The sequence below is a fragment of the Rhodopseudomonas sp. genome (genome assembly GCF_036404135.1).
GTDB lineage: Bacteria > Pseudomonadota > Alphaproteobacteria > Rhizobiales > Xanthobacteraceae > Rhodopseudomonas_A.
Genome location: NZ_DASWPE010000157.1, coordinates 10,448 through 35,429, shown reverse-complemented (window position 1 = coordinate 35,429; position 24,982 = coordinate 10,448). Strand labels below are relative to the sequence as shown.

Genomic DNA, 24,982 nt, shown 5'->3' with positions numbered 1-24,982 from the left:
CGACGGCGCCGTGATCCTGGTCTCGGGAGCCGCGGCTGTAGCTATTGCCGCAGCTTGGTTCGTTGTCGGTCTACATCGCCAGCGCAGCGGTGTATCCGGCAATCGGTTCGAAGCACATCAATGACAGCCGCGACGATCCAGGGGCGCGCTGCACCGTCGGTGCGGCCAGATCCGCAAGGCCGATCTCCACGGCTCGCGGGTCCAGCTGGAAGCCGGTGCCGATTGCTTTGAGACACGCTTCTTTGCAGGTCCAAATTCGGTAGAACGCTTCGCTTGAGCGATCATACCGTTTCAATTCGCTCTGCTCCTGCGCGGTGAATGCGATCTCGGCAATCTGCCCTTGATCCGGCATCGGCACCACCGCTTCGACGTCAACGCCGATCCGCCCGTAACTGCTCGTGACGGCAATCAGCGCGATATCGCGCGAATGGCTGATGCTGACGCCAAGGTCCGAACCCGCGACGAACGGTCGTCCGGCGCGCGTGGACTGCAGTGCGACCTCGCCGGGCTGACAGCCGAGACGCGCGGCAATCACCGTTCTCAGAAGGATCCGTCGCCACACGAAACGGGAGCGCAGCAACGGCAGCGCGAACAGCTCCGCTCGTGTCCGCTCGCCGCAGCTCAGAACGCTCTCTTCGGCGGGCAAGGGCGCCGGACTACCCGTCTGGGCGAGATACACCCGCGCATTTCCGGAAGAATTGACGGTCAGCTCGGTGAGACGTTCCCACATATCAGCCCTGATCGACACCGAAGATCGCGACTACGACTTTTGAATGAGTTGTCGCAAGCTACGTCATGCAACAGACACGATCGTCGATGCGGCCATTCAATTAATAGTTGCCAAAGCGATGCGATATGATAGTTTTGATTAGGCCGTCGTTCAAGGCACGGGGCGTTCATAGCATCGCATTCGTAGCAGCCTCGGTAGTTGTGATTACCGGAAAGCTGTCTACCAACGGCGCTCAACGGAAACGCCGATATTATCAAGCTTTCGGGCGGTATTTTTTTCGTCCGCAACAACAAGACGCAACACGGATCGACATTTATGGGCGCGCGAAGCGCGTAGGTAATCTGTGCCGCGAAGAGTGCGCCGGAGCCTGCGTTACGTTGTGTCCGTCAGTACGCTCTCTGTTTCTGTCGCTCCGACGATCAACTCCCTTATCAGGCGCCCGACGTTTTGGGGCGAGGCGCTGACGCTTGAGTCCGCAACGAGAGGTCACTCAGAGGAGCAAATAATGACCGTCGATCACTTGGCAGCCGCACTTCAATCCACCTCGAGGCCGGCCGCGACCGCCGATGGCAAGACGGATGCGGCGCCAGCCGATGTCCTGATCGTCGCGACGGTGTTGACCAGCACCGATGCCCTTCACCTCGTCGATCTGAACGGGGCGCAGTACGAGATCGCCGCCGGGGATGTGATCGATATTGACTATCCGGCGCTCGGGCCGGTCGCCGCGGAGGCGCCGCCCGCCGAGGGTGAAGAGCCGGCTGCGAAGGAGCAGGCCGACGTCAAGCCGACGGAGGAGGGTGCCGACAAGGCGGCGGCGACGCGGGAGCCGCGACTGGCGTTCATCAAGATCAATCCGAATGCGATCCTGACGCGGCGGATCGAGGTCCCCGCCGTTCTGGTCGCGGCGGCCGGCACCTGGCTCAGCGTCGTTCCCAACACGGGTCAGGCGGCCTGAGCGGCCCGGCCGTGGCCTAAACCTTTCCCCCTGATTCAGCGCGCGCAGGCGGACCTATCTGGTCATGCCTGCGGCTGAGAACGGTTGCCCCTGCGAACGATGCGCCGGGCCTGTTGTCATTGTGCCTTGTTGCCGTTGTGCCTTGTTGCCATTTGCGGCGTCCCGGCCGCAGGTCGAGAGAGCCGCGGGTCGAGAGAGATCGAGTGAGAAGAGAGGATCGAGTGAGATTGGACCGTGGTGAACAGAGCTGAGACTTGTGGTGAGTAGATTTGCGGTGAGTTGATTTGCGGGGAGTTGATTTGCGGTGAACAGAAGTAAGACTTGTGGTGAGCAGAAGTGTCCCCGGGTTGACGTTCTGTAAGTCGTGGAAGTCCGTAAGTGGTCGGAGTTGGTAAGTGGTGGAAGTGTGTAAGTAGGTGACGTTGACAAGTAATGGACGTTTGTAAGTAGTGGACATTTGTAAGTAGCGTAAAGTTCGTGAGTAGGTGAGCGGAAGTGTCGAGTTGAACGGTCCAGAGTAACCGAGCCAGCGCCCGAGGAACTGCCGATGAGCATTCGCGATTCGATCGTCGCCTATATTGAAGAGATTTCATCCGAACGCGGATTCGACCATGCCAGCAACCTGTTTGAAAGCGGCGTGCTGACGTCGCTCGACGTGCTGTCGCTGGTGGCGTTTATCGAAGAGACGTTCGGTCTGGAAATCACCGGCGACGAGATCGACATGGCGAGTTTCGGCACCGTCGATGGTCTGGTGAACCTGGTGCTGACGCTTCAGGCGAACACCGCTCGCGCCGCCGCCGCGCGTTCACATGGCTAGTCATCCCGGAATGATCCCGGTCCATGACATGTTGCGCCGGACTGCGCGCGACCGCCCCGGCAAGGAGGCGATTGCCTGGCACGGCGGGCGCATCAGCTATGCGGCGCTTGACGTGATGTCGAGCCAAATTGCTGCATTCCTTAAAGGCGCCGGCGTTGAGCGCGGCATGCGCGTCGCGATCTACTCTGCAAAATGCGTCGAGGAGGTCGCGGTGATCTTCGCCGTCATGAAGCTCGGCGCGGTCCTGGTCGATGTCAACCCGGCGTTCCGCGACGACAAGCTTAGTCACGTGCTGGCGGAGTGCGAGCCGGCAGCCTTGTTCTTCCATCCGAGCAAGCGCGCAGTGGTCGAGCGCGCCGGCCGCGCCTCGGCGCTGCCGCCGCTGCTGATCCGGCTCGGCGCGGACGGCCCGGCGGTCGCCGCCGATCCGGATGCGGCGGGCGTCGCGGCGATCGAACTGTCGACCGTCCTGCGCGATCACGCCGCGGCCGGCGAGACCTTCGCCGACGCCGCCAGCGCCGCTGACGATCTCGCGGCGATCATCTACACCTCCGGCACCACGGCGTCGGCAAAGGGCATCATGGTCACCTACGGCATTCTGTCGCAGGCGACCTTGGTCTCTGCGCAGCTGCTCGGCAACGTCGCCGACGACCGCCTGATCAGCCTGACGCCGTTCTCGTTCGACGGCGCATTGAGCCAGCTTTTCACCATGACGCTGGTCGGCGGCACGCTGGTTCTACAGGACTCGCTGTTTCCGAAGGATGTGCTGGCGACGCTCGCCGCCGAGCGGATCACCGGCGTTCATGCGGTTCCGTCGTTCTGGCGCATGATGCAAGACCGCCACCCCGCCTTCGCCGACGCGGCGCTGCCTTGCCTGCGCTATTTGTCGTTGATCGGGGAGAGCTTTCCCGAGGCCGACCTGCTTCGGCTGAAGCGCACGCTCGCCTCGACGGATTTCTACATGATGTACGGAACCACCGAGGCGTTCCGATCGACCTGTCTTGCCCCGGCGGAGTTCTTGACCAAGCTCGGCTCGGCCGGTCGGCCGCTGCCCGGCGTGAGCATCAGCATCGTCGACGAGCATGGACAGCGCTGTCCCGCAGGCACCGTCGGAGAAATCGTGCATGCCGGCGCCTTCGTGTCGCCGGGCTACTGGAAACGTGCGACATCCACGACGTTCCGGGACGGCAGCGTCTACACCGGCGACCTCGGCACGCTCGACGCGGACGGCTATCTGCGCTTCGTCGGCCGCAAGGACACCATGGTCAAGCGGCTGGGCTATCAGCTCTATCCGGAGGACGTCGAGGCCTGCCTGCAAACGCTCGACGGGGTCGCGCTGGCCGCGGTGACCTGCCGCCCGGACCCCAGCGGCGCGCAGGCGTTGCGCGCCTTCATCGTGTGCCGACGCGGCGCGACGCTCGGCGCGACCGCGGTGGCGCAACACTGCCGGCGGCACTTGCCTTACTACATGGTCCCGGACGACGTCGTCTTTGTCGACAGCCTGCCGACCACGGGCAACAGCAAGATCGACCGCGGCCGGCTGAGGATGGAGCAGGTGTGATGCGTCGGTGCAACGTATGCGTGCTTCCCGAGAGCTTCCCCGGAATCACCATCGACCAGGACGGCGTCTGCTCGCTGTGCCGCGAGTTTTCCACCGCAGAGCCGCCGGGGCCGGCCGCCCGGCTCACCGAGGCGCTGTCGGCCGTCATCGCGGATGCCAAGCGGCAGAACCATCGCTACGACGCCGTGGTGGCGTTCAGCGGCGGCAAGGACAGCTCCTATCTTCTGCATCTGCTGGCGTCGCGGTTCGGTCTCAGGCTGCTGGCGGTGACGTTCGACAACGGTTTCGTCTCGGCGGCCTGCCTCACCAACATGCGCAACGTGGTCTCCGCGCTGGCGATCGACCACATCATCGTGCGGCACCGCCAGGATCACATGAATGCGCTGTTCCTGGAGAGCGCGTTGGCGCGGGTCTATCCGGATCACCTGACCAAGTTCGGCAGCAGCGTCTGCATCTCGTGCATCCGCATCGTCATCACCACGATGCTGCGCGTCGCGATCGAGAAGAATGTCCCGCTGGTGATGCTCGGCAACACACCCGGGCAGGTGCTCGCCTCGGATCAGGAGCTGATCTTCAAGGACAACGTCATTCCGTATCCGCTGCGGCGGCAGCTGTTCGCGCGGCTGGCGGAGCGCACCGGATCATGGGCGTATGATTATCTGATGCTGTCCGCCGACGAGTACAAAACCCGCCCGTTTCCGACGATCGTCAGTCCGCTGCCGATCGTCGGCTACGACGAGGACGAGATCTACCGCGTTCTCGCCGAGCTGGGCTGGTCGAAGCCCACCGACGTCGATCCAAGTTCGACCAATTGCCGGCTGAACGCATTCGGCATCATCCGGCACAAGAACCTGTATCAGTTCCATCCGTATGATTACGAAATGAGCCGGCTGGTCAGGCTCGGCATCCTGTCCCGCGAGGCGGCGCTCGACAAGCTGAACGATCCGAGCGGCACCGTCATCGATCTGGCTTCGGAAATCGAACGGGATCTGCTGTGCCGCTCCTGCGATAATTGCCGGCCGAGGGCTTAGCGATGTGCGGGATCTGCGGCGTCCTCGACTTGCGCGACGGGGCGGTTTCGCCGGAGGCGCTGGCATCGATGACGGCGCAGCTCGCGCACCGCGGTCCGGACGATTCCGGCGTCCACATCGACGGCGCCGTCGGCTTTGGTCATCGGCGGCTTTCGGTGATCGATCTCGCCGGCGGACGTCAACCGCTCGGCAACGAGGACGGCACCGTCTGGGTCACCTACAACGGTGAAATTTACAATTACCGCGAATTGCGGCCGGCGCTGCAGCGTCGCGGCCATCGCTTCGCCACCGATTGCGACACCGAGATCATCGTCCACGCCTACGAGGAAGACGGCATCGACTGCGTCGCGCAATTCAACGGCATGTTCGCGCTGGCGGTCTGGGACCGCACCAAGCGGCTGCTGGTGCTGGCGCGCGACAGGCTCGGCATCAAGCCGCTCTATTACGGCGTGTTCGGCAACGTCTTCCTGTTCGCTTCCGAGATCAAGGCGATCCTGGCGCACCCGGCGGCGCGCGGCGAGGTCGATCACGACGGTGTCGCGGACTATCTGCTGTGCACGTCGCTGCTCGATGGCAGAACGATGTTCCGGGGGATCCGCTCGCTGCCGCCCGGCGGCATCCTCGCGCTGCAGGACGGCGAACTGCGGCTGCACATCTATTGGTCGATGCCGCGCGCGGCCGTGCGCCACGCCGGCACCTCGCTGCAGGACAGCCGCGACGTGCTGCGCGGAATGCTCGACGCGGCGGTCGGGGCGCAAGTGGTGAGCGACGTTCCGCTCGGCACGCTTCTGAGCGGCGGCCTCGATTCCAGCGTGGTCTCGGCGCTCGCCGCCGGACATGTCGGCGGCCGGCTCAAGACCTTCGCGATGGGCTACGACCACGGCGACACGCTTCGGCACGACGACGTCGACGGCCCCTACGCCGAGCTGGTGGCGCGCGCCTATCACACCGACCACACCGAATTTTTGTTTCGGTCGGACGAGTATCGCGACGTCATGAGCCGCGTCACCTGGCACGTCGAGAAGCCGGTCGACCTGACCGCGCCGTCATTGTTCCTGCTCTATCGCGAGGTCAAGCCGAACGTGACCGTGGTGATGTCGGGGGAGGGCGCCGACGAGCTGTTCGCCGGCTACCATTTCTTCCTCGATGGCTGCGGCGCGGGCACGCCGGCCGAATTCCCGTGGGCGCCCTATCTCGACGAGGTCGCAGCACTTCTCGATCCGGCCTTCGTGGCGAGAACGCGGTGCCGCGAGCGGATCCGGACCACCTTGTCGGCCGAGATGGCGAGCTTCGAGAGCGACGATCCGCTCAACAAGCTGCTTTACCTGTTCCTGAAGTACTATCTGGTCGAGATGCTCGAACGTCTCGACAAGACCAGCATGGCGTGGGGCGTGGAATCGCGGGTGCCGTTCCTGGATCACCGCCTGGTCGAATACGTCCTCGACCTGCCGGCGGCGTACAAGGCAAAGCCGGACAGCAACAAGGTTGTACTGCGGACCCTCGCCGCCGATCTGCTGCCCGCCGCCGTGGTGACGCGGCGGAAGCGGCCTGTTCCCATCCCGGTCGATCCGAAATCGATCTGGACCGAGCGCAATCGCGCCAACGCGCTGGTGCAGGCGCCGGAGTCGCGCATCGCCGGCTATTTCGACAGGAAGAAGGTCGACGACTTCTTTCACAAGAAGAACCAGTTCGCCGGCACCGACAATCTTGCGATCTTCAGGACCGCGCACGCTTTGGTCGCGCTCGATGCGTGGCACCGGGCATTCGGGGTGGCGGCATGACAAACGCAGAGTCCGAAATCCTGAGCAATAGCAGAGCCTTCGTCCAGCGCGTGGTGGCGCCGGGCGCGGCGACCGCCGACGAGCGCGAAGAGTTTCCGATCGATGTGTTCCGGGCGGTCGGGCGATTCGGCGTGTTCGGCGCGGGCTTTCCGAGCGACTATAACGGCCTCGCGCTCGGCTTCGCCGTCCATGCCGGGCTGATCCGGGAGATCGCGCAGGCCTGCGCCTCGACCGCGATGAGCGCCGTGGCGCACGCCACGCTGGCGGCGCTGCCGATTTTCCTCGGCGGCTCCGAGCGGCTCAAGCAACGGTTGCTGCCGGCTCTGATCGGCGGCGACGCCATCGGCGCCTTCGCCATGACCGAAGCCGGCAGCGGTTCCGACATCGGAGCGACCGCGACCACGGCGACCGAGGCCGGCGACCATTATCTTCTCAACGGCGCGAAGGTCTTCATCACCAACGCCAATGTCGCCGACGTGGCCGTGGTGGTGGCCAAGACGTCACCGGCCGCCGGCATCCTCGGACTGAGCTTGTTTGCGGTCGAGAAAGGAATGCCCGGATTCCAGGCGACCGGGCGGCGCGAGCGAAAGCTCGGCATGCGGGCCTCCGACACCGGCGAACTCGCATTTAATGACGTCCGGGTGCCCAAGGACAATTTGATCGGGCGCCGGAACGGCGGCTTCGCGATCCTGCAGCAGACATTGCCGGCGGCACGGCTCGACATGGCAGCGATCGCCATCGGCATTTCCGAACGCGCTCGCGATCTATGCGTCGACCATGCGGTCGGCCGGCGGCAATTCGGCAAGCCGATCGGCCGCTTCCAGCTGGTGCAGCGGATGCTCGCCGACATGGAGACCAGTATCGACGCAGCCAGTCTGCTGCTGGCGCACGGCCTCGAACTACGCGATCGGGGGCTGCCGCTGGCCAAGGTGGCATCGGAGGCGAAGCTGTTCGCCTCCGAGCGGGCGGTCGAGATCACCCGCAACGCGATCCAGATTCACGGCGCCGCCGGCTATTCCAGGGACCTGCCGCTGGAGCGGCTGTATCGCGACGCCAAGCTGACCGAGATCGGCGACGGCACATCGGAAATCCAACGTCTGATCATCGCCGACGAGATGATCAAGGCGCGTTCGCCCCGGATTCCGGGTCGGTGAAGGGAGACGGGGATGCCCACCATCAACATCGCGAACCGGAATGTTGCGCAGGCGTCGGACACGGCGCTGTATCCGCTGTCGTTTCAGCAGGAACGCATCTTCTACCTGGACGAGATCTCGCCGCAGAAATCGATCTGGACCCGGGCGTCGTGCCGGCGGCTGTCCGGCGTGCTCGACATCGATGCCCTGAAAGATGCGGTCGCGGCGCTGATCGATCGTCACGCCGCGCTTCGCACCCGGATCACCCTGGTCGACGGCACGCTGTTCCAGTCACGTCTTGACGGCGCCGACGGCAGCTTCGCGTTCGTCGATCGCTCTGCCGGCCCGGACAGCGGCGGCGCCGACAGCGCCGCGGCCTTCGAAGCCGACGCGCAGAGCCTGCTGAACCAGGAGTACGGGCTTCCCTTCACGCTCGACGGCGGCCGGCTTTTCAAGGTTGTCCTGGTGCGCTGGTCGGAGCAGGAGTGGCAACTTGTCCTGAAGCTGCATCACATCATTTCCGATGCGATCACGATTCGCATCCTGTGGAACGACCTCAAGCGTCTCTACAATGCACGGCGTGCCGGCACCGGCGACCCGGCGCCGCTCGACCTCGATTATGTCGACTACGCGAGTTGGCTGAGAGACCGCTTCTCCGAGCGCAACACCCACGAGGCGGAGGCCTATTGGCTGTCACAGTTCGCCGACAGGCCACCGGAGCTCGATCTTCCCACCGACCTTCCGGCGCCGCCGCAGCTGTCATTTCGCGGCGCCGTGGAAACGCGTCCGCTGTCGCCAGATCTGGTCGCCCGGCTGCAGTCGTTCAGCCTGAAGCATCGCGTCGTCCCGTTCTCGACGATGCTCGGCGCGCAGGCTCTGCTGCTCTGCAAATATTGCCGGCAGGACGACATCATCATCGGCACGGTATTCTCCGGGCGTCACCACGATCCCAGGCTGAAGGCGCTCGCCGGCTTCTTCGCCAACAGCGTCGCGCTGCGGCTGCGGATCGACCCGCAAACCTCCGTCAGCGACTTCGTGCGCCAGGTCCACGACCGCGTGACCGGCGCCCATCGCATGCAGGATTATCCGCTCGAACGTCTCGTCGACCGCCTCGCGCTGGATCGCCAACATCGCCGCAATCCGCTGTTCTCCGCGATGTTCAACATGGTCACCGACTTCGAGCCGACCCACGCGTTCGGCGGCGTTCGCAGCGAGCGCGTTCTGGAGCCTGAGATCACCGCGACACAGGTCGACATGCTGCTCGATTTCCACACGGGTCCCGATGCCGCCGAGCTGCGCCTCGAATACAACACCGAGCTGTTCGAGCCGCGCAGCGTCCGGCGCATTCTCCACCACTACGAGGTGCTGCTCACCGCGATGATCGAGCGCCCCGACGCAATCCTGCGCGATCTGTCGATGCTCGACGCGGACGAGCGGCAACTGGTCCGTTCGTTCGCCGAAGGCAATGTGGTCGCCGCGGCGCCCGGCCGCGGCATCGTCGGCCTGTTGGAACACCGCGCGGCGCGCACCCCCGACCAGCCGGCGCTGCTCTCGTCCGCCGGCACGCTCAGCTGCGGCGAGGTCAACCGCAAGGCCAACCAGCTGGCCGCCAGGCTGGTCGAGGCCGGTGTTACCGAAGGCGACATCGTTGCGGTCTTGCTTGAACGTTCGCCCGAGATGGTCGTGGCGATCTTGGCGGTGCTGAAGGCCGGCGCGGCCTACCTGCCGATCGATCCCGGCTTTCCGCCGCAGCGGATCGACTTCATCCTGAAGGACGGCGGCGTCCGCTGCCTGCTGGCGGCGGGCGAGCCGCCATCCGATCCGCAGCGCCAGCGCGGCCCGCTGCCGGTGATCCGGGTCGACGATGCGGCGTCCTACGCCGGACCCGGCATCGATCCGGACCGCAGCTTCGACCCTGAGCGGCCAGCCTATGTGATCTACACCTCCGGCTCGACCGGCAATCCGAAGGGGGTGGTGGTCAGCCATCGCGCCTTGATGAATACGCTGGAATTCCTGGAGGCGAGCTATCCGCTGGCCGGCAAGACCATCCTGTTCAAGACCAACTTCACGTTCGACGTGTCGGCTGCCGAACTGTTCGGCTGGCTGTTCGACGACGGCCGGCTCGCGGTGCTCGACCTTGGCGCCGAGCGCGACAGCCGCGCTCTGCTCGAGGCCATCGAAAAATTTGCGGTGACGCACGTCAATTTCGTGCCTTCGATGCTGGACGTGCTGTTGGAGAGCCAGCCGGCGGGCGCCACGTCGCCGTTGGACAGGCTTCGCTACGTCTTCGCCGCGGGCGAGGCGCTGAAGCCCGACCTGGTGAATCGCTTCCATCGCCTGGTCCCCAAGGTCCGGCTCGAAAACCTGTACGGTCCGACCGAGGCCGCGATCTACGCGACCTATCATTCGCTGCCGCGCGGCACGGAGGCGGCGCGGGTGCCGATCGGCAGGCCGGTTTCCAACACCGGCGCGCATATCCTTGACGAGGCGCTTCGTCCGGTTCCGGTCGGTGTGATCGGCGAATTGTGCCTGTCCGGCGTCGGGCTTGCGACGGAATACCTCAACCGGCCCGACCTGACGGCGGAGCGATTCTGCCCGAGCCCCGATTTGGCGGGGCTCCGCCTGTACCGCACCGGCGACCTCGCGAAATGGGGCGACGACGGGTTGATCTACTACCTCGGCCGCGCCGACACCCAGGTCAAGATCCGCGGCTTCCGCGTCGAGGTCGCGGAGGTCGAGCAGAAATTGCGCGCCTGCGACGGCGTGGCCGAGGCCGCCGTGACCGTCAGGAGCGACGCGTTCGGCCAGAACAGCCTGGTCGCCTATCTCGCCTTCGACAAGGATCGCCCGACTTCGATCGAGCGGATTTCGAGCGACCTGATCGCATGGCTGCCCGGCTTCATGATTCCCGAAGTGTTTGTGCCGCTCGACCGCCTGCCGCGGCTGCCGAGCGGCAAGATCGACGTCCAGCGCCTGCCGGCCCCGACCCTGACCGGCGCGCCGGCGACCGCGGCGCAACGCGCGGCGACCGAGCTTGAACGCAAGATCATCGCGATCGCCGAAGACCTGCTCGACCTCCGCGGCCTGACCCCGGCCAGCAATTTCTTCCACCTCGGCGGCAACTCGCTGCTGACGCTGCGTTTCATCGCCGCCCTCGACAAGGCGCTGGGGACCCGGCTGAGGGCGATGGACTTTCTCCGGTTGCCGACCATCGCCGAGATCGCCGTGCTGATCGAGCCGATGCTTCAGCAACCATCGTCGATCAAGGATCGCATCGTCATCGTGCAGATTCCGGCGCGACCGGCGCCGCCCGCCGACCTGTCTTGCCGAGACGGCTCGCCATGACAGCGATCGGGATTCGCAGATATCCGCCGATCCCAGCCGGCGACCGGACTACTCCTTGTCCGCTGACCTTTCAGCAGGAGCGGGTTCTGCATTTCTGCGAGCTCGATCCCGCCAGCTCGATCTGGGACATCAACACCTGCAAGCGGCTGGTCGGCCAGCTCGACCTGCGGCGGCTGCGCCGGGCGGTCGAGCTGTTGGCCGCCGCGCATGCCGTGCTGCGTACCCGGGTGTCACGGCGCGGCGAGCGCCCGGTGCAGAGCTTCGATCAGGATCTCAAACGCGCTGTCCGGCACATCGACGCGGCGGCGGCGGCCGGCCCCGACCGCGATGCCGCACTGGCAAGTGAGATCGCCGCGATCTGCCGAAATCCGATCACGCGATGGAGACCCGACGATGCGTTGTTCGAGGTGGTGCTGCTGAGGCTCGGGCCAGACGATCAGGCGTTGCTGCTGCGGGTCCACCACATCATCGCGGACGCCGCCTCGGTGCTGATCCTGTGGCGGGACCTGACGTCGATCTACAACGCGCTCACCCGCGATGCGCCGGTCGCGGCATCGCCGACGACGCTGACTTATTCGGATTACGCGCATTGGCAGCGCCGTCATTTCGATGCGGAGCGGACCCGCGAGCAGGAGGCCTATTGGCTGGCACGGTTCGAAAGCGAACCGCCGGCGCTCGATCTGCCCACCGATGCGGCGCCGTCATCGGCGATGTCCTTGAACGGCGGATTGGAGATCGTCGCGATTCCGCTCCACCTGATCGAGGCGTTCCAGAAGCAGAGCTGGGAGCAGCGCGTTCTGCTGTTTTCCAGCCTGTTCGCCGCCTACCTCGTGCTCTTGCAGAAGATCTGTCAGCAGCAGGACATCACCTCCGGGGTGCTGTTCTCGGGCCGGCACTACAGCGCGGAACTCGCCAACACCGTCGGATTCTTCGTCAACATGGTGGCGGTGCGCGCCGACGTCCGCTTCGACGACAGCTTCGAACGGCTGGTGCAGGCGGTGCACGAACGGGTCGAAGAAGCCTATTTCATGCAGGACTATCCGTTCGAGCGGCTGATTCAGAAGCTGGCTCCGGCCCGCGGCAATGGCCGCATTCCGTTGGTCCGAACCATGTTCAACCTGGTGCCGGACCCCGAGGATACCACGGAATTCGATGGCGTTGCGCAGGCCCGCTGGATCGATGTCGCCACCCAGACCCAGGCGGTTCAGGTCGATCTGATCTTCGACATCCATTGGGGATCGGCGGGGGCGGAAATCCGGATCGAGCACAACACCGACATTTTCGAACGCGGCACCGTGGCCCGGTTGGGGCGCCACTACATCACCTTGCTCGACCGGCTGGCGGGTGGCTGGGACATTGCTCTCGATCGTCTCGCCGTGGTCGGCGACGCCGAGGCGCGTCAGCTGCTCGAAGGATGCAACCCGCCGCCGTCGCCGTTCGCCGCACAGAGCTGCATCCACGAGCTGTTCGAGCAGCAGGCGCGCCGCCGGCCGGCGGCGATCGCGCTGGCCGACGCCATCGGCCGGATCAGCTATGCCGACGCCGACCGCACATCCAATCGGCTCGCCCGGCTGTTGCGGGCCCGCGGGGTCGGGCCGGACAGCATCGTCGCGGTCATCGGCCGCCGCTCGGTTGAGATGGTGCTCGGCGAACTCGCCGTGCTCAAAGCGGGCGGCGCTTACCTGCCGCTCGGCCGGGACAGCCCGAGTCGGCTTTTGGGCGACATTCTGCGCGACGCGCGGCCGCAGGTCGTGATCATGCCGAACGACGACCGGCGCGACCTCGATCTCGACGTCCCGGTGCTGCGTCTGCGCGACGCCGAGGCTGCAGGCATCGATGATGGGCCGCTGGCGCATGTGACCGCGCCGTCGAATCTCGCTTACGTCGTCTACACCTCGGGGTCGACCGGAAAACCCAAAGGCGTCATGGTCGAGCATCGCAGCGTGGTCAATCTCGTGACCAATGTCGATTATCTCGAATTCCGCCCCGACGACCGCATGCTTCAGACCGGGGCGCCGGCCTTCGATGCGACCACATTCGAGATCTGGGGCGCCTTGCTCAACGGGTTGCCGCTCTACCAGATCGACGACGAGACCCTGCTGGACCACGCCGCGCTTGGCGAGCAACTCGCCCGGCACAACATCACGATCCTGTTTCTCGTCCCGGCGCTGCTCAACCAGTTCGCGGATGCCGACCCCGCGGTGTTCCGTCCGCTGCGCTATCTCATCACCGGCGGCGACGTGGCGTCGACCCGGCACGTCGAGCGGATTCGGAAAGCCAACCCGCGGCTGACGCTGATCAACGCCTACGGCCCAAGTGAGAACACCACCTATTCGACCTGTCACGTGGTCACCGGGGTCGAGCCGCGGACGATACCGATCGGCCGGCCGATCCCGAATTCGACGGCCTATGTCTTCGACCGTCACAGGCTGTTGAGCCCGATCGGCGTGGTCGGCGAGTTGTACGTCGGGGGCGTCGGCCTCGCGCGCGGCTATCTTCATCGTCCCGCGCTCACCGCCGAGCGTTTCGTCACCAACCCTCACGTCGCGGGCGAGCGGCTCTACCGCACCGGCGACCTGGTCCGCCGCCGTGCCGACGGGGTGCTGGAATTCGTGGGCCGGGCCGACCGGCAGATCAAGATCCGGGGCTTCCGCATCGAGCCCGGCGAGATCGAGAACCGGCTTCTAGAGGACGGCCGGCTTCACGAGGCCTGCGTCGTCCCCGCCAAGGCCGACGACGGCAGCGTGTTCCTGTGCGCCTATTACATCGCCGCCGCCGACGTCGGCGCGCAGGAGTTGCGGCAGCGACTGGCGGCTCGGCTTCCGGCCTATATGCTGCCGTCCGCCTTTTGCCGCATCGATTTCATGCCGCTGACCGAGAACGGCAAGATCGATTACAGCGCGCTGCCCGAGCCACGGCGGTGGATGGCCGAACCGCGGTCCCTCCGCGCCCCCGAGAGTGCGGCGGAAATCGCCATCGCCAGGGTCTGGGAAGAGTTGCTCGAGACCCGGAATGTCGGCGCGACCGCGAATTTTTTCGAGATCGGAGGCCATTCCCTGAAGGCCAGCGCCCTGGCCTCGCGCCTGAGCAAAATGTTCGGACTGAAGATCACGCTCAGGAACGTGTTCGATGCGCCAACCGTGGCGGAATTGGCGCGGCTGGTCGGCTCACTGGCGCAAATGGAGCACCGAGATGGCGTCGCCGGTTGAGCAGGGCAACTTTCCCGCGTCCGCGAACCAGAGGCGGATGTATGTCCTCAACCGGCTGTCGCCGGACAGTATCGCCTACAACGTGCCGGTCGCGATCCGGCTGAACGGCAAGCTCGACACGGCCCGGCTGCAGGACGCGCTGTCGGCGCTGGTGACGCGCCATGACAGCCTGAGGACGTCGTTCGGGATCGCTGGCGGGACGATCATCCAGACGCGTCAGGCGCCGCTCCGCGTCCCGCTCGATGTCGAGAGGGCACGCGGCAAGAGCGAGGTCGAGGCGATCAAGCGGCGTTTTGTCCGGCCGTTCGATCTCAATCGCCCGCCGCTGCTGCGGGCTTGTCTGATCAGGCTGGGCTCGCTCGAGCACGTGCTTTTGCTCGATCTGCACCACATCATCTGCGACGGCGTGTCGATCGACATCCTGAGCGACGAGCTCGGCCGGCTTTATGACGGCCAGACGCTGCCTCCGCTGCCGGCCGACTACAAGGATTTCGCGCTCTGGCAGCGCGACTTCGCCGGCAGCGAGGCGGCCGGGCAGCAGCAGCACTATTGGCTCGGCCTGCTCGAGGGTGAGCGGCCGGCGCTGAACCTGCCGACCGACTTCCCGCGGCCGAGCACGCAGTCGTTCGACGGCGACCGGGTGACGCTTCGCCCCAATCCGCAGCTCAGTGCCGCGTTGCGCGAACTCGCGGCGCGCCACCGCGTGTCGATGTACATGTTGCTGCTCGCCGCCTACTACGTCGTGCTCTCGAAATATACCGGCCAGGACGACCTGGTGGTCGGCACGCTCGCAGCCGGCCGCAACGCCGAACGGTTCCAGGGCGTGGTCGGCTTGTTCGTCAATACCTTGGCGCTGCGCAGCCGGCCTCGCGGCGAGCTCGCTTTCAGCGACTATCTGCAGCAGGTTCGCGGCGAGTGTCTCGATGCGTTCGAGAACCAGGACAGTCAGTTCGAGGATCTGGTCGATCGCATCGCGCCGCCGCGCGATCTCGGCCGCGGCCCGCTGTTCGACACGATGTTCACAGCACTGTCGTCGCATGCGACGCCGACGGCCTATGGCGGCATCGAATTCAGCTCTTACGAGCTTGACTACGCGATCGCCAAATTCGACCTCACCTTGACCGTGATCGAGCATCAGCACGGCGAGCTGGAATTCGACTTCGAGTATTGCACCGACCTGTTCCGTCGCGACACGATCGAACGCCTGTCCACCCATTACGTCACGGCGCTCGAGGCCGTTGTGGCCGACCCCGCAATTCCGCTGCGTGACATCGACGTGTCGAGCGTCGAGGAAAGGCGCGCCGTTGTCACGGGTTTGCCGCAGCCGACGGAGGCGGCGCAGAGCGTGGTGGAACTGTTCGAGATCCAGGCTCGCACAAATCCGGCGGCACCCGCGATTGCCTGCGACGGCAAGACGATCGACTACGCGACGCTCGACCGCCTCGCGAACGCGGTCGCGGCGCGGCTGCAGGCGGCCGGAGCGGGACGGGGGGCGATCGTCGGCCTCGTCGCCGCGCCGTCGATCGAGGCGGTTGCGGCGATCCTCGGCATCCTCAAACTCGGCGCCGCATTCCTTCCGCTCGAGCCGAACACGCCGGCGGACCGCTTCCGGGCGATCGCGGCGGGGTCGGGGATGGCGGTGGCGCTGCTGCCGAGCGACGCCCATCCGCTCGCGGGCCTCGGTCCGGTGGATCTCATCCTCGACCGCGCCACCAGCGACGTGGACGGCGACCTGCCGGACCGCACCGCGCCGACCGGCCGTGACCTTGCTTACGTGATCTATACCTCGGGCTCGACCGGCGTGCCGAAGGGCGTGATGATCTCGCACCGCGCGCTCGCCAATTACGTCGGCTGGGCGGTGCGGACCTATATCGGCGATGCGCCCGCCGCCTTCGCGCTGCATTCGCCGCTTTCGGTCGATCTCACCATTACGTCGGTGTTCGCGCCGCTGGTTTCGGGAAACCGGATCGTCGTGTACCGCAACGACGACGCCATCGGATTGATGCGGGATATTCTTCGCGACGATCGGGTCGAGCTGCTCAAGGTGACGCCGACGCATTTGGCGTTGCTCGCCGAGGCGCTGCGCGACGGGGCTGCCGCCAACCGTCGGCTGCGCGCGCTGATCGTCGGCGGTGAGGATTTCAAGACCGGCCTGGCGGGGAAAGTTGACAGCGGCTTCGACGGCCGTGTCGAGCTTTACAACGAGTACGGACCGACCGAGGCGACGGTCGGCTGCATGATCTACAAATTCGACCCGGCTCTCGACAAGGCGGCGTCGGTGCCGATCGGAACGGCGATCGACAATGCCGCGGTCCTGCTGCTCGACCGCTACGGGCTGCCGGTGCCGAGGGGAGCGATCGGCGAGTTGCATATCGCCGGGGTCTGCCTGGCCGATGGCTACCTGAACAATCCCGAGATGACGGCCGAGCGGTTTGTCATCCGGCATCTCGGTGGCCGCGAGATCCGCCTCTACAAGACCGGCGATCTCGCGCGCGCCCTGCCAAGCGGTGCGCTAGAATTCCTCGGGCGCAACGACGATCAGGTCAAGCTGCGCGGCTTCCGGATCGAACTCGGAGAGATCGAGACGGCGCTGCTGCGCTGCCCCGGGGTGATCGACGCCGTGGTGACGCCGCGGACCGACGCCGCCGGCGATCGCTATCTATGCGCCTATGTCGTCGCGGCCGGCGCGATCGAGACCGCCGACCTCCGTCGCCTTCTGGCGCAGCGGCTGCCGGCGCACATGGTGCCGTCGCGCGTGGTGATCGTCGATCGCCTTCCGATCGGGCGCAGCGGCAAGGTCGACCGGACAGCGCTGCCCGACCCGGCCGAGCCGACCGGAAGCCGCGATTCAGCCGCGCCCCGCACCGCGGCGGAACGCGCGATCGCCGCCATTTGGCAGCAGGTGCTGGGCGTTCAGCGGATCGGCCTCGACGATGACTTCTTCGATCTCGGCGGGCAGTCGCTGAAGGCCACCCTGATGATTGCCCGCGTCAACCGCGAGCTGCAGGCCGGTGTCACGTTGCGCGACGCCTTTGTGCGCCGTACCATCCGCGGCCTCGCCGGCCTGGTCGATGAAGCCGGCAAGGACCCGCGCGCAGAAATAGCAGCCGTTGCCCCGCGGGACTATTACCCGGTCTCGGCGGCGCAGAAGCGACTGTTCATCATCCATCAGCTGGCGCCACAGGATGTTCAGTACAACGTCCCGTTCGCGTTGAACGTGACCGGGCCGTTCGATCGGGCGCGCTGGCAAGGCGCCTTCCGCGCGCTGCTGGCGCGGCACGAGTCGCTGCGGACCTCGTTCCTGCTGATCGACGACCAGATCGTCCAGAAGGTGCATGCCAAGGTCGATTTCGCCTTCGAAGCCCGGCCTTCCGGCGCCTCCGCATCGCTGGCGCAGGCGATCCAGGAATTTGTGCGTCCGTTCGACCTCGAGCGGGCGCCGCTGCTTCGAGCGACCATCCTGCAGGCCGGCCCGGTCGAGCACAGGATTCTCGTCGACCTCCACCACATCGTCGCCGACGGGCTTTCGATCGACATCATCATCGACGATCTGCGCGCGCTCTACGAAGGCCGGACGCTGGAGGGCGCGGCTGTCCAGTACAAGGACTACGCCGCCTGGCAGCAGCTCCGTTCCGCGAGCGCGGAGGTTCGGGACCAGGAGGCGTATTGGCGAGCGGTGTTCGAGGGGGGAGCGCCGGTCCTCTCGCTTGCCACCGACTTTCCGCGCGGGGCGATCCGCTCGTTCGATGGCGACCTCGTGCGCTTCGCGATCGATGCGGCGCTCGCCGAACGGCTGCGCGCGATCGGACGGGCGGCCGGCGCGACCCTGTTCATGACGCTGCTGGCCGCCTACACGGTACTGCTGTCGAAGTACACCGGCCAGGACGACATCGTCGTCGGCATCCCGGTGGCGGGGCGGAGGATGGCCTCGCTGCAGCGGGTGGTCGGGATGTTCGTCAACACCTTGGCGACACGGAACCGGCCGCGCGGCGAGCTTCGCTTCGCCGACTATCTCGACACCGTGAAGGCGCACGCGCTGGATGCCTACAGCAACCAAGACTACCAGTTCGAAGAGTTGGTGGACAGGCTCGAGATCGAACGCGACCTCGGCCGCAATCCGCTGTTCGACACGGTGTTTGCGACGCTCGAGGGCGGACGCAACGCGTTCCAGGCCGATGGCGTCACCGTGCGGCTTGAGGACGTGCCCTGGAAGATCTCGAAGTTCGACCTGACGTTGCTGGCCGAAGAGCGCGCGGACGGCATCGTCTTCGAACTGGAGTACTGCACCGGCCTGTTCCGGCGCGACACCATCGAGCGAATGGCGGGTCACTTCGTGCATCTGCTGGAGCAGATCGCGTCCGACCCGGCGCGGGTGCTCCGCGATCTCGATCCGCTGACCGAGCAGGAGCGCCGGCAAGTCCTGGTGGAGTTCAACCGCTCCGAGGCCAGCTATCCGGCAGACCGCACCGTTCACGAACTGATCGAGGACCAAGCGGACCGCACGCCGGATGCAGCGGCGGTCGTGTCCGGCACGAAGACGCTCTCTTACGGCGAGTTGAACCGGCGCGCCAACCAGCTGGCGCGGCTGCTGCGGCGCAGCGGCATCGCCACTGAGGACGTGGTCGGCATCGTGGCGGAGCCGTCGCTCGAAATGATGATCGGCATCCTGGCGATTCTCAAAGCCGGGGCGGCCTATCTGCCGATCGACGCCGACTGCCCCGCCGATCGCGCCGCGATGATGCTGCAGGATAGCAAGGCCAGGCTGGTTGTTTTCGCCGGCGCGGAGCCGTGGGGCGAGGCGGGGCGGCCGTCGCTCGACCTCAGCCAGCCGGCGCTCTACCAGGGTGACGACAGCAATCTCGGGGGCACCGCATCGAGCCGAAACCTCGCTTACGTCATCTACACCTCCGGAACCACCGGGCTGCCGAAAGGCGTCATGGTCGAGCATTCCGCGGTCAACAATCTGTGCGCCTGGCACATCCGCAGCTTCGCGCTGTCCAGCGCCGACCGCACCACCAAATACGCCCGCTTCAGTTTCGATGCCTCGGTGTGGGAGATCCTTCCCTCGCTGCAGGCTGGCGCCGCGCTGCACATTGTCCCGCAGGAGATCCGGCTCGACCTGGCCCGGCTGGCGCGCTATTTCGACGACGCCGGCATCACCGTCAGCTTCCTGCCGACGCAGATCTGCGAACTCTTCGTGCAGTTCGACAATCGGTCGCTGCGGCTGTTGCTGACCGGCGGCGACCGGCTGCGCCGCGGCGGCCGCGGCCGCTACCAGCTCGTCAACAATTACGGGCCGACCGAGAGCACCGTGGTGACCACCAGCGGCCCGGTCGTCGCGGCCGACGGACCGATCCCGATCGGCAAGCCGATTGGCAATATCCGCGTCTATTTGCTCGACAAGGCCGACAAGCCGATTCCGATCGGCGTTCCGGGCGAACTGTGCATCGCCGGAGCGGGGCTGGCGCGCGGCTATCTCGGCGATGCGGTGCGAACCGCCGAGAAGTTCGTCGCCAACCCGTTCGAGCCGGGCGAACGGATGTACCGCACCGGGGATGTGGCGCGGTGGCGGCCGGATGGATCGATCGACTATCTCGGACGCAGCGACGGCCAGGTTAAGATTCGCGGTTGCCGCATCGAGCCGCGCGAGGTCGAAACCGCGATCCTCGGCCATGAGGCGGTGCAGGACGCCGTCGTCGTCGCCCGCGAAGATCGCAACGGCGACAAGCAGCTCTACGCCTATATCGCCTGGCGCGACGCCGCGCGGCTCGCCGATCTGCGCGGCTCTCTCAGCCAGCGGCTTCCCAACTACATGCTGCCGGCGGTTTTCGTGATGCTGGACGAAATCCCGCTGAATGCGCGCGGCAAAGTCGATCTGGCGGCGCTGCCGCCCGCGGACAGCGACGCTCCGGCCGCCGGCGAGGCTCCCCGCACGTCGACCGAAGCTCGGCTGGCCGCGATCTGGCAGCAGGTTCTGGACCGGCAGCAGGTCGGCATTCACGACAATTTTTTTGCGATCGGCGGCGATTCGCTGCGCGCCACCATCATGATCGCCAAGGCCAACAAGGCGTTCGGCACCGCCGTCGCGCTCGGCGCGGTGTTCGACCGGCCGACCGTCGCCAGGTTGGCGGAGGACTTCGCGACGGGGTCGGACAGCGTGGCGCCGCCATTGGTGCCGGTGGAGAACCGCCTGCACTACGCCGCGACGCCGACCCAGGCGCTGCTCTATGCGGTCTGCACGGCCCGCGGCGGCGTCGAATACAACCTTCCGATGGCGTTCGAGATCGGCGGCGACCTCGACATTGCCCGGCTCGAAGACGCGTTCCGCGAGGTCATCGACCGGAATGAAGCGCTGCGCACCGGGTTCATCAGCGTGGACGGCGGCGCGGTTCAATACGTCGTTCCGAAGGTGGATTTCTCGATCGCCCGTCTGCCGGGCTGCGGCGATGCGGAGATCGGGGAGGTCACGCGCGACTTCATCCGGCCGTTCCAGCTGTCGGCGCCGCCGCTGATCCGCGCGGCGGTGGTGCCGCGCGGTCCCGGCCGCCATGTTCTCCTGATCGACATGCACCATTTGGTCAGCGACGGCACCTCGATGGGGTTGCTGTTCAAGGAGATCGCGGCGCTCTACGCCGGTTCGCATCCGCCGCGTCCCGACATCACCTACAAGGATTTCGCGGAGTGGCTTCAGGGCCATTTGCGCAGCGATCGGATGCGCGTCCATGAAGCCTATTGGCGCCGGGTCCTGGATTCGCCTCCCGACACGATCCGGCTAGAGTCGGATTTTCCGCGCAAAGAGGCATTCGGATTCGCCGGAAGCCGGATCAATTGCACCGCTGACGCTGCGCTGCACGACGACCTCAAGGCGCTTTGCGCGCGCGAGGGCGTCACGCTCTACGTGCTGCTGCTCGCCGCCTACAACGTGCTGCTCTCCAAATACAGCGGCAGCGAGGATATCATCGTCGGCGTGCCGACGGTCGGTCGCTATCTCGCCGACGTTCACGACGTGGTCGGGATGTTCGTCAGCACCCACGTCATCCGCAGCCGGCCGCGCGCCGAGCGGCGCTTCGACGAATTCCTTCAGGAGGTCAAGGCCGGGGTGCGCGGCGCCGTCGAGCACCAGGAGTATCAGCTCTGGGACATCATGGTGCAGCACAACGCCGCCACCGGGAAGTTGTTGTTCAGCGCGGTGTTCGTCGTTCAGGATCAAGCCTTCACCAGCATCGAGATCCCGGGCCTCGAGATCGAAGAGATCGACCCGCATTACGACGTCGCCAAGTTCGACCTGACGATGGGCGCGGTCGAGCGGCCGGGGCGCCTCGATATCGAAATCGAATACAACACGGATCTGTTCCGCCGCAGCACCGCGGCGCGGATTGTCGGCCATTATCTGCACATTCTCGGCCAGGTCGTTGCAGATCCCGGCCGGACGCTGCGGCAAATCGAGATCGTGACGCCGGCCGAAAAGGCAGCCTTGCTAGCCGGCGTCGGGGACACCGCTCCGGCCGGCGCCGACGACGCTTGGGCGGCGGCAACCGTGGTCACTCTGTTCGAGCGGCGGGTCCGCGCCGCTCCGGATCGCGTCGCCGTGGCCTTTGACGGCGGCACCGTGACCTACCGCGCCCTCCACCAGCGCACGCGGCAGCTCGGTAGGCGGCTGGCGGCGGAAGGTGTCGGGCCGGGAATGATCGTGGCGCTGCTCGCTCGTCCCTCGGTGGAGATGGTCAGTGCGGTCCTTGCAATCTGGGCCACCGGCGCAACCTGCGTTGCGCTCGCAACCGACGATCCGCCGCGGCGGGTCGCGGCCCGGCTCGCCGAGACTGGCGCGGCACTGCTGCTCTGCGACCGCGACGCCAAGCCGGACGAACTCGGCATCCCGGCGCTGCTGCTCGACGCCGCGAGCGACGCGGAAACGGTCGCGGCTCTTCCCGATGGTCCGGCTGATCCGAACGCGCTCGCCGTCGTCAGCCTCGCGACCGACCGCGGCGGCATTCGGAAGCACGTCATGATCGAGCACCGATCGCTGCTCGACCGCGCCCGATGGTTCGTCGCCAGGTTCGCGATCGTCGAGGCGGATCGCACTGTGATGTACGGCGATCTGAGTTCGGGCGCCGCCTTGCTCACGCTGATCTCGACGCTGTGCGCCGGCGCCTCGGTCTGGATCGCACCGGAGGAAGCGCGGCGGTCTGCCACGACGCTGGTCAAGGGCGTGAGCGACCACGGCGTGACGGTCGGCTGGCTGCCGGCGATGCTGTGCGAACGGCTCGCCGGGACCGCGGATCTGCCGTTGAGGACGCTGATTGCGACCGGCAGCGCCATCACCCCGCTGCGGCGCGGCAATTACGAACTCGTCAGCTGTTTCGGCCTGCCGGAGCACAGCGAGGTGACGACGTGCAAGCCGGTGACGGCCGAGACCGCCGGCAGCCTCGTCGGCGCGCCGATCATCGGTTCGCAGACCTACATCCTCGGTCACGACGACAGCCTTCTGCCGATCGGGGTGACCGGCGAACTCTGCCTCGGCGGGGCCGGCCTGGCGCGCGGTTATCTCGGCGACGAGCCTTCGACCTCGCGGCGTTTCACGGCAAACCCGCACGTCCCCGACGCTCGCATCTTCCGCTCCGGACTTCGCGCAAGGCGGCTCGCGGACGGCGGCATCGAACTGATGGAACGCGGCGATGTGGAGATCGACGGCCATCGGGTCTATCTGGCCGAGATCGAACATTGCTTGCGCGGGCACGCAAACATTGCGGACGCGGCCGTCGTGCGGGGCGATGCGGATCAGTCTCCACCGACGTTGTGCGCGCTCGTCGTTACCACCGGCGCGCTGCCGGACTCGGCCTCGGCATTGGTCCGCGACCTGAAGCGGCATCTCGCCGAGTGGCTGCCGGGCTACATGATCCCGGAGGCCTATGTCCAGGTCGCCGCCATCCCGCGCGACGAGACGGATCGGGTCGCAGTCGAGGCTCTGCCAATACCGGAAGAGCCATCGCCGCCGATCCCGACGGAAGATGCTGCGGACCCGAGCCTCGTTCCCGAGATCCGGACCATCGTCGAGGAGCTTGTCGGCGTGTCCGCGGCCGACCCCGCGGCCGACCTGCGCGATGTCGGCCTGACCTCGCTTGCGGCGATGACGCTGCAGGCGCGGCTCACGGCCCGGTTCGGCGTTGCCCCGAACCTGTGCCGATGGCTGCAGGCGCCGTCGATCGCGAACCTTTCCCGCCATCTCTCGGAGGCCTTGCGCGGCGAACGCCAGGCCATCACGCCAACAGGGGAAACGACGCCGCCATGACGCGACACGAATCCATCGCCGCCGCGGTCGAGGATGTGCTCGACCTGCACCGCGATCGCCTCGCGCTCCTCGCCGGGATCGACCGGCCGAAGATCGGTTACCTGTCGATCCAAACCCCCGAGGAGATCCTGCTGGCCGCGGGCGCGGTCCCGTTCCGGCTGACCGGCGAGTTCAGCACCGAGACCGATAGGGCAAGCGTGCATCTTGGCAGCAACTACTGCTCCTACGTGCTGAGCTGTTTCGGCGAGGGTCTCGCCGGCGTCTACGGCTTCGCGGACGCGGTGGTGTTCGTCGACGCCTGCGATATGCGCAAGCGGCTGTGGGAGACCTGGGCGCGGACCGTTCCCGGCTGTGAAAGCTGGTTCCTCGAACTTCCCAACGATGCGAGCCCGTTGTCGAAATCGTTCTTCGCCGGTCAGCTCCGCAAGCTGATCGGCCGGCTGGAGCAGCGCTACGGCCGGCCGATCGGCGAGGGCGCGCTGCGCGACGGCATCGCGCGGTGCAACCGCACGCGTGAGCTGATGCAGCGGCTCTACGACGGCAACAAGCGCGGCATCCCGCTGCTGACGGGCCAGCAGTCGATTGACCTCGTGAAGGCGGCAACAACGGGCCTGAAGGACGAGTTCAACGATCGCTTGGCGGCGCTGCTCGACGCTGCGGCGTCGCAGCAACCCCGGGCCGGCCGGCCGCGGCACCGGGTGCTGATCTGCGGCAGCTATTTCGACCAGCCGGCGATCGTGGAGGTCATCGAGGCCACCGGCGCCGATATCGTCTGCGGGGATATCAGTAACGGGGTCAAGTATTTCGAAGGCAGGATCGACGCCGACGCGGAGCCGGTCGCGGCCATCGCGGATTACTATCTGGAAAAGCACACCAGCGCGCGCTGCATCGATACCGACATCCGGCTGCGCCACCTGTTCGACCTGGTGCGGGACTATCGCGTGGAATCGGTGATCTACTTCGCCCTGAAATTCTGCGACACCAACCTGCACGACTACCCCTACATCAAGGAGAAATTGCGCGAGCAGAAGATCCCCGTTCTGTTCATCGAAGGCGAGCACAACGGCAGCAATATCGCCAGCATCAAGACGCGCATCGAGACGTTCCTGGAGCCGCGATTTTTCTGAGGAG

The 24,982-nt window shown here is 66.2% G+C and carries 11 protein-coding genes; 10 read left to right on the top strand and 1 reads right to left on the bottom strand.

The window, feature by feature from the left end:
• Nucleotides 1–70: 70 nt before the first annotated feature.
• Nucleotides 71–748, bottom strand: coding sequence for a 4'-phosphopantetheinyl transferase family protein (locus VGC77_RS18670; protein WP_331173062.1), 678 nt, complete (start codon nt 746–748; stop codon nt 71–73).
• Between the two features lie 487 nt (nt 749–1,235).
• Here VGC77_RS18670 and VGC77_RS18665 point away from each other — a divergent pair, with 487 nt between their 5' ends.
• The 10 genes from VGC77_RS18665 to VGC77_RS18620 all read left to right on the top strand — a co-directional run bounded on the left by VGC77_RS18665 (nt 1,236) and on the right by VGC77_RS18620 (nt 24,978).
• On the top strand, nt 1,236–1,685 hold the full coding sequence (locus tag VGC77_RS18665; protein ID WP_331173061.1) for a hypothetical protein: 450 nt from the start codon (nt 1,236–1,238) through the stop codon (nt 1,683–1,685).
• A 547-nt stretch (nt 1,686–2,232) separates the two neighbouring features.
• Complete coding sequence (locus tag VGC77_RS18660; RefSeq protein WP_331173060.1) at nt 2,233–2,502, top strand: acyl carrier protein; 270 nt, start codon at nt 2,233–2,235, stop codon at nt 2,500–2,502.
• A 28-nt stretch (nt 2,503–2,530) separates the two neighbouring features.
• A complete protein-coding gene (locus VGC77_RS18655) occupies nt 2,531–4,063 on the top strand; it encodes a class I adenylate-forming enzyme family protein (RefSeq protein ID WP_331173059.1) in 1,533 nt (510 codons plus the stop codon).
• The gene (locus tag VGC77_RS18650) at nt 4,063–5,094 is read left to right on the top strand and encodes a hypothetical protein (protein ID WP_331173058.1); all 1,032 of its coding nucleotides are present in this window, start codon (nt 4,063–4,065) and stop codon (nt 5,092–5,094) included. Before VGC77_RS18655 ends, VGC77_RS18650 begins: the two co-directional genes overlap by 1 nt.
• Before the next feature lie 2 nt (nt 5,095–5,096).
• Nucleotides 5,097–6,875, top strand: coding sequence for an asparagine synthase (glutamine-hydrolyzing) (asnB, locus tag VGC77_RS18645; RefSeq protein WP_331173057.1), 1,779 nt, complete (start codon nt 5,097–5,099; stop codon nt 6,873–6,875).
• The gene (locus VGC77_RS18640; RefSeq protein WP_331173056.1) at nt 6,872–8,029 is read left to right on the top strand and encodes an acyl-CoA dehydrogenase family protein; all 1,158 of its coding nucleotides are present in this window, start codon (nt 6,872–6,874) and stop codon (nt 8,027–8,029) included. The genes asnB and VGC77_RS18640 overlap by 4 nt, the downstream gene beginning before the upstream one ends.
• Before the next feature lie 12 nt (nt 8,030–8,041).
• On the top strand, nt 8,042–11,353 hold the full coding sequence (locus VGC77_RS18635; protein WP_331173055.1) for an amino acid adenylation domain-containing protein: 3,312 nt from the start codon (nt 8,042–8,044) through the stop codon (nt 11,351–11,353).
• A complete protein-coding gene (locus tag VGC77_RS18630) occupies nt 11,350–14,562 on the top strand; it encodes an amino acid adenylation domain-containing protein (RefSeq protein WP_331173054.1) in 3,213 nt (1,070 codons plus the stop codon). The genes VGC77_RS18635 and VGC77_RS18630 overlap by 4 nt, the downstream gene beginning before the upstream one ends.
• Complete coding sequence (locus tag VGC77_RS18625; protein ID WP_331173053.1) at nt 14,546–23,851, top strand: amino acid adenylation domain-containing protein; 9,306 nt, start codon at nt 14,546–14,548, stop codon at nt 23,849–23,851. Before VGC77_RS18630 ends, VGC77_RS18625 begins: the two co-directional genes overlap by 17 nt.
• Nucleotides 23,848–24,978: a 2-hydroxyacyl-CoA dehydratase family protein gene (locus VGC77_RS18620; RefSeq protein ID WP_331173052.1), complete on the top strand. Its 1,131-nt coding sequence runs from the start codon at nt 23,848–23,850 to the stop codon at nt 24,976–24,978. The genes VGC77_RS18625 and VGC77_RS18620 overlap by 4 nt, the downstream gene beginning before the upstream one ends.
• The last annotated feature ends 4 nt before the right edge of the window (nt 24,979–24,982 follow it).

What these genes read in the sequence shown, in the direction of transcription:
- VGC77_RS18665 (WP_331173061.1), top strand. Translation starts at nt 1,236, where the DNA reads ATGACCGTCGATCACTTGGCAGCCGCACTTCAATCCACCTCGAGGCCG.
- VGC77_RS18660 (WP_331173060.1), top strand. Translation starts at nt 2,233, where the DNA reads ATGAGCATTCGCGATTCGATCGTCGCCTATATTGAAGAGATTTCATCC.
- VGC77_RS18655 (WP_331173059.1), top strand. Translation starts at nt 2,531, where the DNA reads ATGTTGCGCCGGACTGCGCGCGACCGCCCCGGCAAGGAGGCGATTGCC.
- VGC77_RS18650 (WP_331173058.1), top strand. Translation starts at nt 4,063, where the DNA reads ATGCGTCGGTGCAACGTATGCGTGCTTCCCGAGAGCTTCCCCGGAATC.
- asnB (WP_331173057.1), top strand. Translation starts at nt 5,097, where the DNA reads ATGTGCGGGATCTGCGGCGTCCTCGACTTGCGCGACGGGGCGGTTTCG.
- VGC77_RS18640 (WP_331173056.1), top strand. Translation starts at nt 6,872, where the DNA reads ATGACAAACGCAGAGTCCGAAATCCTGAGCAATAGCAGAGCCTTCGTC.
- VGC77_RS18635 (WP_331173055.1), top strand. Translation starts at nt 8,042, where the DNA reads ATGCCCACCATCAACATCGCGAACCGGAATGTTGCGCAGGCGTCGGAC.
- VGC77_RS18630 (WP_331173054.1), top strand. Translation starts at nt 11,350, where the DNA reads ATGACAGCGATCGGGATTCGCAGATATCCGCCGATCCCAGCCGGCGAC.
- VGC77_RS18625 (WP_331173053.1), top strand. Translation starts at nt 14,546, where the DNA reads ATGGCGTCGCCGGTTGAGCAGGGCAACTTTCCCGCGTCCGCGAACCAG.
- VGC77_RS18620 (WP_331173052.1), top strand. Translation starts at nt 23,848, where the DNA reads ATGACGCGACACGAATCCATCGCCGCCGCGGTCGAGGATGTGCTCGAC.